The sequence below is a fragment of the Blautia sp. HA9023 genome, assembly GCF_056504095.1.
Genome location: NZ_JBWLUR010000001.1, coordinates 15,691 through 27,929, shown reverse-complemented (window position 1 = coordinate 27,929; position 12,239 = coordinate 15,691). Strand labels below are relative to the sequence as shown.

The window sequence follows — 12,239 nt, the reverse complement described above, 5'->3', positions numbered from 1 at the left end:
GCGGTCAGAAGCCGTTTTCTCTTCTTTTTTTCCGCATGTCGCGGCGCATTTTTGCAGCTTCATTCCGGGCTTTTTCTGCTTCTGTGGTAATGATCAGTTCAGGTACCTGGATCGGCTTCTGATTTTCATCTACAGCTACCATTACAAAGAATGCCCGGTTTACAGTACGGCGCATACCATCCGGCTGCTCCACATACGTATCGATCTCGACTTCCATGGAGGTTCTTCCAACATCCGTCACATATCCCTTAAGTACTACGATCTCACCCTCATAGATCGCATGCTTGAACTGAAGATTGTCCACCGCGGCAGTTACCACACGATAGGTTTCCGCATGCCGCATGGCCACCACACCGGCAACCTCATCCAGCCACTGCATCAGCGCTCCGCCAAAAAGCCTTCCGCCTCCGTTCAGATGCTGCTGCATGATCAGATGAACCTGTTCTGTCATGGACGCTTCCACCGTTTTTTTACGTCTTTCCTGTACCTCTGCCATTTTTCATTCCCCACTTTTTATCATACTTTTTTCCAGCAGAAACCGGTCGGTTAATAAAGATTTTTCACTTTAAACTCTCTCTCTGCTTCTCTTCTCTGATCTTTCTTGGCAATATCCTGGCGCTTATCATAAAGCTTTTTGCCACGTGCCATGCCGATCTCTATTTTTACCAGACTGTCCTTGAAATAAACCTTCAGAGGTACCAGGGTCAGTCCTTTTTCCTTTAATTTGGCTTCGATCTTATTGATCTCGTAACGGTGCAGAAGCAGTTTCCGCACACGAAGGGGATCTTTGTTAAAAATATTTCCTTTTTCATAAGGAGTGATATGCATTCCATATACATAAACCTCCCCGTTTTCCACCCGGACAAAAGCCTCCTTGATGCTGCATTTGCCGGAACGTAAAGATTTTACCTCGGTTCCCGCCAGTGCGATCCCGGCCTCATAGGTGTCCTCGATAAAATAGTCATGAAAAGCCTTTTTATTATTTGCGATCAGTTTCATTCCTGTTTTTTTTGCCATTTCGCGCTCCTTCAGTCTTCTTCGGCCAGAACAAAATCCACGGTTTTCAGCATTTTATCCGCATCTGCCACACGGACACGGACTTTCTGCCCAAGGCGGAAAATCTTTCCTGTCATGTCTCCCCGCAGTTCATATGCATCCTGGTCAAATACATAATAATCATCCCGTAATGTGTTGATATGGATCAGTCCTTCCACAGTATTTGGAAGTTCCACATAAATGCCCCATCCTGTAACACCGGAGATGATTCCCTCATACTCCTCACCCAGATGATAGGACATATACTCTGCTTTCTTCAGCTTGTCAGATTCTCTTTCCGCCTCATCTGCACGCCGTTCACACACACTGGACTGGCGTGCCACTTCATCCAGGATCTCCTTGTAATGCTCGGTACGTCCTTCTCTTACCAGTCTGCCTCTCAGGCGGTCATGGATGATCCTGTGGATCTGAAGATCCGGATATCTTCGGATCGGAGAAGTAAAATGGCAGTAATATTTTGCCGCAAGGCCAAAATGTCCGCTGCATTCGGTGGTATATTTCGCCTGTTTCATGGTACGCAGTGTCAGACGGCTGATCTGTGCCTCATTTGGCATTCCCTCGATGCTTTCCAGGATCTCCTGGATCTCACCTGGTGTGATCTCCTGCCCGGATTTCTGTATATTAACTCCTTCATTATGAAGAAGCATCAGAAGACTTTCGATCTTTTCCGGATCCGGGTTCTCATGAGTTCTGTATACAAACGGATAATCTCCGGTACAGTATTCCTGCGCCACGGTTTCATTGGCAAGAAGCATAAAATCCTCAATGATCCTGGTTGCCACATTGGCTTCATATGGCTGTACGTCAATAGCTTTCCCTGCAGCATTGAGAATGATCTTGCTTTCCGGAAAGTCAAAATCAATGGAACCTCTTGTATGACGGCGGCTGCGTAAGATCCCGGAAAGTTCCTTCATCAGAAAGAACATGGGAATCAGGGATTCATAACGTTTCTTCGCCACATCGTCAGTATCTTCCAGAATATTTTTTACATCGGTGTAGCACATACGCTGATCTACGCGGATCACTGTTTCCGCGATCTTATGGGAAATTACCTTACCTTTTTCATTGACATCCATCAGACAGCTTAAAGTAAGACGATCCTGTCCCTGGTTCAGAGAACAGATTCCATTGGAAAGCCGTTCCGGAAGCATAGGAATCACACGATCCGCAAGATAAACCGAAGTTCCTCTCTTCAGTGCTTCCCGATCAAGGGCACTGCCACCCTGGACATAATTGCTGACGTCTGCAATGTGTACCCCCAGATGATAGATCCCGTCTTCTTTTGTAAGGGAAATGGCATCATCCAGATCCTTTGCATCCTCGCCGTCAATGGTAACTGTGACAAGATCCCGAAGATCCAGTCTTCCGTCCATATCTGCTTCCTGCACATGATCCGGCACACGGTCTGCCTGACGGAGTACCTTATCCGGAAATACACTTGGAATGTTAAAACTCTTCACAATAGCAAGGATATCTGTTCCCGGTGAACGTAAATTTCCCAGCACTTCTGTGATCTTTCCTTCCGGCTTCCGGTTTCTGGAACCATAGTCCACGATTTCCGCAACTACCTTATCGCCATCTTTTGCCCCCATGGAATTTTTCCTGGTAATAAAGATATCTTTGGAAAATTTGGGGTTATCACTGATCACAAAGCCGTAATCACGGCTGCTCTGGTATGTTCCAACAATCGAAGGCATTCCCCTCTCCAGAACCTTCAGAACAACGCCTTCCGGACGCTTGCCCTCTTTATGGCCATTCCGTACAAGGATCTGTACCTTATCCTGATGCATGGCACTTCCCGTGTCATTTTCTGGAATAAAAATATCCTGTTCCTGGTCTTCCACTTCCACGAATCCAAAACCCTTGTAATGGCCGATGAACGTTCCTTCCATGATAGTTCCGTCCTTCTCGGAAAAATGACATTCCTCATTCTCATGTTCCTTACGTTCTCTTCCCTTACGGCCACGCTCCTGCTTCTCTGCCTTCAGAGCATCTTTTTTCTTCCGTCTGTCTCGGCGCTTGCCGGAAACCTTGCTGTATCTTCCTTTATTATCCACTTCCGCCTTTCCCTGGGCACAAAGCTCGTCCAGCACATCAAAAAGCTCTTTTTTCTCACTCTTATCCAGCTGGAGGAGAGATGCTATCTCCCGCAGCCGCATAGGTTTATACAGCGGATCTCCCAGAAGCTCCATTATAAACTTTTTTCTTTTTTCAAAATTTTTCGATCTTTTCACATTTTCTCCTGTTTCTATTTCATTTTTACCCTGTTATCATTCCAGAGGAAGTCTCACCCGTGACCCTGTATCAACGCAAAAACACTCCTGCTGATTAACAAAAGAAGTCTCCATCCGAGGTTCTTCTGCATGCTAACGCAGCAAGAGTGTTCCCAACTTCTGTTCTGCTCCTGGCAGATCAGATAATGTTCAGTACGATTGACAGTACAAAGAAAATAACTCCCATGATAATGGTACCTCTTACGAGACCACCTTCCATGGAACGGCCCTTATTCTTACCCCAGTAAGTATCAGCTACTCCGGCGATAGAGCCAAGACCCTGCTGCTTGCCCTCCTGCATCAGTACGACAACAGTCAGAGCGATACAATCTATTGCATAAATTACAGTCAGAATAATCTTCAAAATGTTCACGCGGTTACACCTCCTAATCAACTAGAGGTTATTTTACCATAGCTAAACCGGGATTTCAACCATTTTCCGTTTATTTTATGCAGGGCTTTTTCTGAGATCTTTTTGCAAAAGGATCGGCATATCTTCCAAGGGTCCCAAGCTGTTCATGGATCCGCAGAAGCTGATTATACTTGGCATTCCGGTCCGAACGGCAGGGCGCACCTGTTTTGATCTGTCCGGCTCCGCAAGCTACCGCCAGATCTGCGATAAAGGAATCCTCGGTCTCGCCGGATCTGTGGGAGATCACCGCGCGATATCCCGCATGCTGGGCCATCTCCACTGCATCCAGGGTTTCCGTGAGGGTTCCGATCTGATTTACCTTGATGAGGATGGCATTGGCGACTTCAAGCTGAATACCGCAGCGCAGACGTTTGATATTGGTGACAAACAGATCATCTCCCACAAGCTGGACCTTTTTTCCCAGATGTTCCGTCAGGTATTTCCAGCCTTCCCAGTCATCCTCCCAGAGCCCATCCTCAATGGAAACAATGGGAAATTTTCCCACCAGTTTCTCGTAGTACTCTGTCATCTCCCTGGCATCCCGGTAGATCTTTTCCCCTTTCATGCGGCTCTCCCCTGGGAAAAAGTACACGCCTTTTTCCTCATCATAAAGTTCACTGGAGGCTGCATCGATGGCAATGGTGATCTCTTCACCAGGTTTGTATCCTGCTTTTTCCACTGCATGGACGATCAGGGTCAGCACTTCCTCTGAATCCGGAAGATCCGGGGCAAAGCCTCCTTCATCACCAACTGCTGTGGAAAGTCCTTTTTCCCGGAGAAGGAGCTTTAAGTGCTGGTAAACTTCCGCACACATACGGATACCTTTTTCCAGACACCCTGCCCCGGTTGGCATGATCATAAATTCCTGAAGATCTACGGTGTTGTCCGCATGCTTTCCCCCATTTAAAATATTCATCATCGGCACCGGAAGCTGCATGGTATGACAACCTCCAAGGTACTGATAAAGAGGAAGCCGGAGTGCACCGGCTGCAGCACGGGCCGTTGCCAGGGATACTGCCAGTGTGGCATTGGCTCCTGCACTGCTTTTGTTTTCCGTTCCGTCCGTTTCGATCAGAAGATGATCGATCCATGCCTGGTTCAGGGCATTTTCTCCGATGATGGCATCCGCCAGACGGGTATTGATGTTCTCCACCGCTTTTTTCACACTCTGGCCCAGATATTCCTCACGGTTTCCGTCCCGCAGCTCCACAGCCTCAAATTTCCCCGTGGATGCTCCGGACGGCACCATGGCTCTTCCCGTAAATCCGTTGATCCCTATGATTCCTTCTCCTACTGTTACTTCCGCTTCCACCGTAGGATTCCCCCTGGAATCCAGGACCTGTCTAGCGTGAACTTTTCGAACAGGCAGATAACGTAGCATAAGTTTTCCCTCCTTGAAAATAATAATACTGTTTATGATCTCCTGCGCTTTTTTGTTCTCTTCTTATGTTCATAAGGGTAGCTTGTCCGAAAAGGTTTTGGTCTATACGTATTCTCCGGCGTCAATATTATCTGAATATTTCAGATATTTTATTTTAGTTATTCTTCTCTTTTAATTTATTTTTATTATTTTTCAAATTTAGTGTTGACAATATCGTTTTTATCTGTTATAGTATAACCATCAAATAAAACAAACGGAAAACAAAAAAACAAATCAAAAAGGAGCGTGAACCCACCGAAAACATAACTTACTTCCCATAATCTAAGAAAGAGAGGTACAGTCCACCAGAAGATTTAAAGATTTCCCATCATAATTAAAACAAGGAGGTACGGACCACCGAGAACGTAAATTTTAATTCCGTATAAGTTTTAAATCTAAGAAATGAGAGGTATATTCCATTGGATAATGAAAATTGAAAGAGTCATCGGCAGAAGAAATGAATCGCTGATGACTCTTATTTTTTGCCTATTTTTGTCCTGTCTCTCCTGAATATCCTACTTTTTTACAATCTGCATGACTACATATTTTTCTCTGGTTGACCATCCCATTTTTATAAAGATCATTCCATCACAAAACTTTTCCGCTAAATGTACATTTATGTTCTCATCCATCATATTTTGCTGAACATAGTCTCATTATCATCTATATTCATATCTTCCTCTGTACGTTCATAAGCATATTAATAACTCCATTTTCTCCGAGGTTACCATGAAACGAAAACATATCTACCGTCTTATCTTTTGCTTTGTCATGGCTTTTGCTTTTGGCAGTCTTGTGGGAAAGATCTCTTCCCATTTTTCTTCCGGATCACGATCCGACCAGAATTTTATGAAAAAAAGCCAGCCCTCTTCTGCCTCTTTGTCCTCTCAGAGTGAAAACTGGGGGCTTGGTTTTCAGGAGAAGGGCACACGGCCTACAGGAAATGCTTCCATAGAGGAACTGAAAAAATACAATGCCTGGTACGCAGATGATACTGATGAGAAAAAAATATATCTCACTTTCGACGCAGGCTATGATAATGGAAACACACCTGCCATTCTGGATGCCTTACATAAACATCACGTACATGCCACATTTTTTGTTGTGGGAACTCTGATCCGGGAAAAACCGGAACTGATCCGGGAAATTGTGGATGCAGGCCATACCGTTGGCAATCACACCATGACCCACCCGGATATGTCCGGCATCTCCACAAAAGAGGCTTTTCAGAAACAGCTGGAAGATGTGGAGGCTCTTTATAAAGAAGCAACTGGAAAAGAAATGACAAAATTTTACCGTCCGCCACAGGGGATCTACAGTACAGAAAACCTCCAGATGGCAAAAGATCTGGGATATCACACGTTTTTCTGGAGCCTGGCTTATGTGGACTGGTATCAGGATAAACAGCCCTCAAAAGAAGAAGCCTTTGAAAAACTTCTGGGGCGGATCCATCCGGGCGCTATTGTACTGCTGCACAGCACTTCCTCTACAAACGCTTCCATCCTGGATGAACTGCTGACGAAATGGGAAGAGATGGGATACACTTTCGGAACGTTGGAAGAACTTGTAGAAGCCGCCTGAAAAAAATCGCACATACCCTGTGCATCCTCAGTACCACAAGCACTGATCTTCCAGCTTCTGGATCTTCCAGATAAACGTATAAAAAATCTGCCCCGGAACTATATTCTCATACGTCCCGGAGCAGATTTTTCTGTGCTATTGATTTAGAAGGTGTTCTTCTTATTTAATTGTCTTATTTACTGAACTGCTTTGAATGCCTCATCAAGATCCTGGATAATATCATCGATATTCTCAGTTCCGATAGAAAGACGGATTGTGTTTGGTTTGATTCCCTGATCAAGAAGCTCTTCCTCTGTGCACTGGCTGTGTGTTGTAGTAGCCGGATGGATAACCAGAGATTTTACATCTGCAACGTTTGCAAGAAGTGAGAACAGCTCAAGGTTGTCGATGAAATCTTTTGCCTTCTGTGCGTCTCCCTTGATCTCGAATGTAAAGATGGAACCACCGCCGTTCGGGAAGTATTTCTTGTAAAGTTCCTGCTGGCTTGGATCTGTGGATACAGACGGATGATGAACTTTCTCTACCTGCGGATGGTTGTTCAGGTACTGTACAACTTTCAGTGCATTCTCAACATGACGCTCTACACGGAGAGACAGTGTCTCAAGTCCCTGAAGGAAGATGAAGGAGCTTACTGGAGAAATGGTTGCTCCTGTGTCACGGAGAAGGATTGCACGGATCTTTGTAACAAATGCTGCTGGTCCGCAAGCTTTTGTGAAGCTTACACCATGGTAGCTTGGGTTTGGCTCTGTAAGAGATGCAAATTTGCCGGATGCCTCCCAGTCGAACTTACCACTCTCTACGATCACTCCACCGATTGTGGTTCCATGACCGCCGATGAATTTTGTTGCAGAATGAACAACGATATCTGCACCATACTCGATCGGTCTTACAAGGTAAGGTGTTGCAAATGTGTTATCTACAACAAGCGGGATTTTATGTTTGTGAGCGATGTTTGCAAGAGACTCGATATCTACAACATCGGAGTTCGGGTTTCCAAGAGTCTCGATGTAAACAGCTTTTGTGTTTTCCTGGATCGCATTTTCTACTTCCTCAAGGTTGAATACATCAACAAATGTTGTTGTGATTCCGTATGACGGAAGTGTGTGCTCCAGAAGGTTTGTTGTTCCGCCGTAGATGTTCTTTGCTGCTACGATATGGTCACCCTGCTGTGCAAGGTTCTCGATCGTATAAGTGATAGCTGCTGCACCGGATGCTACAGCAAGTGCTGCGGAACCACCTTCCAGTGCTGCGATTCTCTTCTCAAAAATATCTTCTGTCGGGTTTGTAAGACGTCCGTAAATATTACCTGCATCTGCAAGTCCGAAACGTGCTGCTGCATGATCGCAGTTGCGGAATACATAGGAAGATGTCTGGTAGATCGGTACTGCTCTTGCATCGGTAACCGGATCCGGTGTTTCCTGTCCTACGTGAAGCTGTAATGTCTCAAATTTGAATTTTCTCTGATCTCTTGTAATTTTGCTCATGTGTTTGTCCTCTTTTCTTTTATTCTTTATATTCGATATAGTGTATTAATTCTTCATGATCATCTGCTTATCAGCGACAACAACACATTCGCTTCTCTTCGATAAACACCCTGGTTGACTTCTGTAAAATCTTCATGATTTCCTCCTGATCATCACGTTGCTCACCTTGTTTTGTGTGCTCCGTTTTTTGATGATGCAATCATATCACCCTTTTCCTAGTATGTCAATGGGTTTTATCGTTTTAGGTTCTCACCTTTATTTATGACTGGCTATAGATTTTGTTTATAACGCCACCACCTACAACTTCGGCTCCGTCATACATTACCACAGCCTGGCCTTTTGTGATCGCTCTCTGCGGTTCATCAAACTTCACATGAAGGATGCCATCCGGTGTCTGCCATGCAGTGGCTGGCTGCTCTTTATGACGGTAACGGATCTTGGCGGTCACTCTCTTCGGCTCACTTAAATTATCCACGGAGATCAGGTTTACACTGTCTGCCTCCAGCTCACTGCTGAAAAGATCTGCGTTGTCACCGAGAACAACCGTATTGGTTTTCGGGGAGATCTCGCAGACATAAAGACGGCTGGCTGCCGGAATACCAAGGCCACGGCGCTGGCCGATGGTATAATGGATGATTCCTTTATGGCGTCCGATATAGTTTCCTTCTTTATCTACAAAATCACCTTCCGGTGTTTTTTTGCCTGTATATTTCTCGATAAATTTCGCATAGTCGCCATCCGGCACAAAACAGATATCCTGGCTGTCATGTTTTCTGGCATTGATAAAACCATGCTCTTCGGCAATCACACGGACCTGATCTTTCCGAAGGCCTCCAAGAGGAAGTTTTACATATGCCAGCTGTTCCTGGGTCAGCATATAGAGCACATAGGACTGATCCTTGGTGTCGTCCACTGCTTTTTTCAGAAGATAGCGGCCTCTGTTCTCATCGTACTCCACTCTTGCGTAATGTCCGGTTACAATATAATCGTAGCCGATCTCCTGCATACGGTGGAACATTTTGTCAAATTTCAGATAACGGTTGCAGTCGATACATGGATTGGGTGTGCAGCCGTTTTCGTAAGCCTCCACAAAACGATCCATAACTTCTGTATGGAAATCTGCGGTAAAGTTAAATACGTAGTAAGGCATATCCATCTGATAAGCCACGCTTCTGGCATCCTCCACATCGTCCAGGGAACAGCAGGTCTTTTCCCTATGGACACCGATATCCTCGTTGTTGTAAAGTTTCATGGTTGCACCGATGCACTCGTCACCGGATTCCTTTGTCAAAAGAGCTGCCACGGAGCTGTCCACACCGCCGCTCATTGCTATGATCGCTTTTTTCATTTATATCTTAACCTTTCATTGATGATCTTTTTTCACACAGCAAAAGTACGGGATTTCTCATCCCACACAGCTGTAATTTCGCATTTATTATAATATGGCAGATATCCTTTGTCCACGATTTTTCACCCGGAACCTTTGCTTTGCTTCTTTCCCGCAGGCTCTCTTTGGTATATAATAGAAAATATTTTTCAGAAAAGGATGTGACTATATGAAGCTTTCCCTGTTTTCCACGCTGCGGGGATACCGGAAAGAATACCTTCTCAAAGATATTTTTTCCGGTATCATCATCGCCGCAGTTTCCATTCCTATCTCCATGGGATATGCCCAGATTTCCGGAATTCCGGCGGTATACGGACTGTATGGTTCTGTTCTGCCGATCCTGCTGTTTGCGCTCTTTTCCACTTCAAGGCAGTTTATCTTCGGAGTTGACGCGGCACCTGCTGCCATTGTAGGCGGCGCACTGTCTACCCTTGGCATTGCCGCGGAATCGGAAACCGCCATGGATTATGTCCCTGCCATTGCACTTTTTGCAGGCCTGTGGCTGTTTGTGTTCTTCCTGCTCCATGCGGATAAGATCGTGGATTTCATCTCCACACCGGTAATGGGTGGTTTTATCAGCGGTATCGCAGTCACCATCATCCTGATGCAGATCCCGAAACTGATGGGAAGCCCGGCAGGTTCCGGTGAACTTCTGGAGCTGGCAGAGCATATCTTCGCTGCCGCAAAAAATATCAGCTGGCTTTCCCTCTGCATGGGACTTGGTGCGCTGATACTGATCCGCATATTCAAAAAACTGGCGCCGAAATTCCCCATGGCCATCGCGATCATGGCCCTGGGTGTTCTCTCCACCGTTGTTTTTCATGTGGATGAAAAGGGCGTTGTGCTTTTGCAGTCTGTAGAACGTGGCCTTCCTTCCCTGGTGATCCCGGATTTCGGAAATGTTGATCTGACCCAGGCAGCAGGCCGCGGCCTTATGGTTGCCGTTGTCATTATGGCGGAAACCCTTCTTGCAGAAAACACTTTCGCCTTTCGCAATGACTACAAGCTGAACGACCGTCAGGAGATCCTGTCCTGTGCAGCGGGAAACATTGCGGCTGCCGCTGTTGGATGCTGCCCGGTAAACGGCAGTATTTCCCGTACCTCTCTCAATGAACAGTACGGAGGAAAATCTCAGGCAGTTTCCATCACTGCCGGGATCACCATGGCTCTGATCCTTCTTTTTGGCACCGGATTTATCGGATATCTTCCGGTTCCTGTGTTGACAGCCATTGTGATCTCTGCTCTGATGGATGTGGTGGAAACCCATCTGGCTGTACGTCTTTTCAAGGTGAGCCGCACAGAATTTTACATTTTTATGGCTGCCGGTTTCAGCGTGCTCTGCCTTGGAACCATCTATGGCGTTATCATCGGCATCCTGCTCTCTTTCGTAGCTGTGATCCTGAAAGCTACCAACCCGCCACGCTCTTTCCGTGGCATGATCCCGGGCAGAGATGTTTATTTTGATCTTTCCAGAAACCGTTACGCCTATCCCATCAAAGGCGTTGTCATCTACCGTTTCAGTGAGAACCTGTTTTTCGCAAATGTAAAGATCTTTCAGGAGGATATTGAAAACAGCATCCAGAAAGATACAAAAGTGGTGATCGTAGATGCCAGTGCCATTAACAGCATTGACGTTACTGCTGCCGACCGTCTGGATGCCATCTCTGCAAGCCTGAAAAAACGAGGGATCCGTTTTTACCTCACTGAACATTCCACTCAGATCAATGACCAGCTGCGTCAGTTCGGCATCGGCCATATGATCAAGGACGGTATGGTCCGCCGTACCATTCTTGCCGCCTTACATGACGCAGGGATCGAAGCTCCTTATGAACTGGATGTTCCAAAGGAGGACGAGGCAAAACTTCTCCGCCGCAGCATCGCCTTTCTCCCGGCAGAGGAAGAAGATACCCTGGAAGAGTTTGCCTGGGCTTTCGGAGATGATGCGGTAAAAGAGATCGAGGAATCTGTCCATCACATTATCGAACAGTTACATCAGATCCCGGATATTGAACGTCTCTCCGAAGAAGGTCTGGAAGAACTTCTGGATAACTGGCATGGCCTGGGGCTTCTGGATGAAGATGAACTTCTCCGAAGGATCGAGTTACATATGGACGAACTGCCGGAAGAGCTGACTTCCGACCGGAGACTGATCCTTCAGCTTCTGGAAAAACGCCGTGGCAAACTGAAAGAAAAGATCCTGGCCGAACACCCGGAAGTTCTGGAACGGCTGGAACAGCGCAGAAAGAAACTGGAAGAACGGCTGGAGAAACAGAATCCGGAAGCCGTTCAGAAGTGGAAACACTGGAAAGAGGAACATCTCAAAGACTGATTTCTTTATATTCCTCACAGATATTGATAAACTCCTGCATTACAGCGGAAGGCCTGCGGTCTTTTTTCCAGGCAAGAAGGATCCTAGTCGTAAGCTTCTCTTCTTCGATGATCCGGATCGGAAGATCTGTACAGAGGTCTTCCATGGATCTTGGAAAAACGGCAGTGGCAAGGCCTTCCTGCACCCAGAGCATAGCATCTCTGGGATCGTCGCAGACACAGAAAATATCCGGTTGGAGATTTTTTTCTCCAAAGGCTTTCATCAGAAATTCTTCATATCGCCGGTAAATAATAAGAG

Annotated in this window: 10 protein-coding genes; 2 read left to right on the top strand and 8 right to left on the bottom strand. The window is 46.1% G+C overall.

All coding sequences use genetic code 11. The annotated features are described in order from the left end of the window. Positions 1 to 4 precede the first annotated feature (4 nt). From AC04Q6_RS00125 to eno, 5 genes are all read right to left on the bottom strand, one after another. Positions 5 to 496, bottom strand: a complete 492-nt coding sequence (locus AC04Q6_RS00125; RefSeq protein WP_021976281.1) for an acyl-CoA thioesterase — start codon at positions 494 to 496, stop codon at positions 5 to 7. 50 nt (positions 497 to 546) lie between these two features. Beyond that, positions 547 to 1,017, bottom strand: coding sequence for an SsrA-binding protein SmpB (gene smpB / locus AC04Q6_RS00120; protein WP_021976280.1), 471 nt, complete (start codon positions 1,015 to 1,017; stop codon positions 547 to 549). An 11-nt stretch (positions 1,018 to 1,028) separates the two neighbouring features. Next, the gene (rnr, locus tag AC04Q6_RS00115; RefSeq protein WP_118071821.1) at positions 1,029 to 3,290 is read right to left on the bottom strand and encodes a ribonuclease R; all 2,262 of its coding nucleotides are present in this window, start codon (positions 3,288 to 3,290) and stop codon (positions 1,029 to 1,031) included. Positions 3,291 to 3,468: 178 nt separating this feature from the next. After that, the gene (gene secG / locus AC04Q6_RS00110; protein ID WP_021652956.1) at positions 3,469 to 3,702 is read right to left on the bottom strand and encodes a preprotein translocase subunit SecG; all 234 of its coding nucleotides are present in this window, start codon (positions 3,700 to 3,702) and stop codon (positions 3,469 to 3,471) included. Between the two features lie 70 nt (positions 3,703 to 3,772). Beyond that, positions 3,773 to 5,122: a phosphopyruvate hydratase gene (gene eno / locus AC04Q6_RS00105; RefSeq protein WP_021976278.1), complete on the bottom strand. Its 1,350-nt coding sequence runs from the start codon at positions 5,120 to 5,122 to the stop codon at positions 3,773 to 3,775. Positions 5,123 to 5,890: 768 nt separating this feature from the next. Here eno and AC04Q6_RS00100 point away from each other — a divergent pair. Next, positions 5,891 to 6,742, top strand: coding sequence for a polysaccharide deacetylase family protein (locus AC04Q6_RS00100; protein ID WP_021976277.1), 852 nt, complete (start codon positions 5,891 to 5,893; stop codon positions 6,740 to 6,742). A 176-nt stretch (positions 6,743 to 6,918) separates the two neighbouring features. Here AC04Q6_RS00100 and AC04Q6_RS00095 read toward each other — a convergent pair whose 3' ends face one another. Further along, on the bottom strand, positions 6,919 to 8,226 hold the full coding sequence (locus AC04Q6_RS00095; protein ID WP_118071820.1) for an O-acetylhomoserine aminocarboxypropyltransferase/cysteine synthase family protein: 1,308 nt from the start codon (positions 8,224 to 8,226) through the stop codon (positions 6,919 to 6,921). A 259-nt stretch (positions 8,227 to 8,485) separates the two neighbouring features. After that, positions 8,486 to 9,574, bottom strand: a complete 1,089-nt coding sequence (gene mnmA, locus AC04Q6_RS00090; RefSeq protein ID WP_476389420.1) for a tRNA 2-thiouridine(34) synthase MnmA — start codon at positions 9,572 to 9,574, stop codon at positions 8,486 to 8,488. 208 nt (positions 9,575 to 9,782) lie between these two features. Here mnmA and AC04Q6_RS00085 point away from each other — a divergent pair, with 208 nt between their 5' ends. Next, complete coding sequence (locus tag AC04Q6_RS00085) at positions 9,783 to 11,942, top strand: SulP family inorganic anion transporter (RefSeq protein WP_118071818.1); 2,160 nt, start codon at positions 9,783 to 9,785, stop codon at positions 11,940 to 11,942. Here the strand turns inward: AC04Q6_RS00085 and AC04Q6_RS00080 are convergent. Then, positions 11,932 to 12,231, bottom strand: coding sequence for a LysR substrate-binding domain-containing protein (locus tag AC04Q6_RS00080; protein WP_476389487.1), 300 nt, complete (start codon positions 12,229 to 12,231; stop codon positions 11,932 to 11,934). The genes AC04Q6_RS00085 and AC04Q6_RS00080 overlap by 11 nt on opposite strands. Between the last annotated feature and the right edge of the window lie 8 nt (positions 12,232 to 12,239).

Bases quoted from the DNA above. Each gene is read 5' to 3' on its own strand.
- AC04Q6_RS00095 (WP_118071820.1), bottom strand. From the start codon at position 8,226: ATGAGCAAAATTACAAGAGATCAGAGAAAATTCAAATTTGAGACATTA.
- eno (WP_021976278.1), bottom strand. From the start codon at position 5,122: ATGCTACGTTATCTGCCTGTTCGAAAAGTTCACGCTAGACAGGTCCTG.
- AC04Q6_RS00125 (WP_021976281.1), bottom strand. From the start codon at position 496: ATGGCAGAGGTACAGGAAAGACGTAAAAAAACGGTGGAAGCGTCCATG.
- smpB (WP_021976280.1), bottom strand. From the start codon at position 1,017: ATGGCAAAAAAAACAGGAATGAAACTGATCGCAAATAATAAAAAGGCT.
- mnmA (WP_476389420.1), bottom strand. From the start codon at position 9,574: ATGAAAAAAGCGATCATAGCAATGAGCGGCGGTGTGGACAGCTCCGTG.
- AC04Q6_RS00100 (WP_021976277.1), top strand. From the start codon at position 5,891: ATGAAACGAAAACATATCTACCGTCTTATCTTTTGCTTTGTCATGGCT.
- AC04Q6_RS00085 (WP_118071818.1), top strand. From the start codon at position 9,783: ATGAAGCTTTCCCTGTTTTCCACGCTGCGGGGATACCGGAAAGAATAC.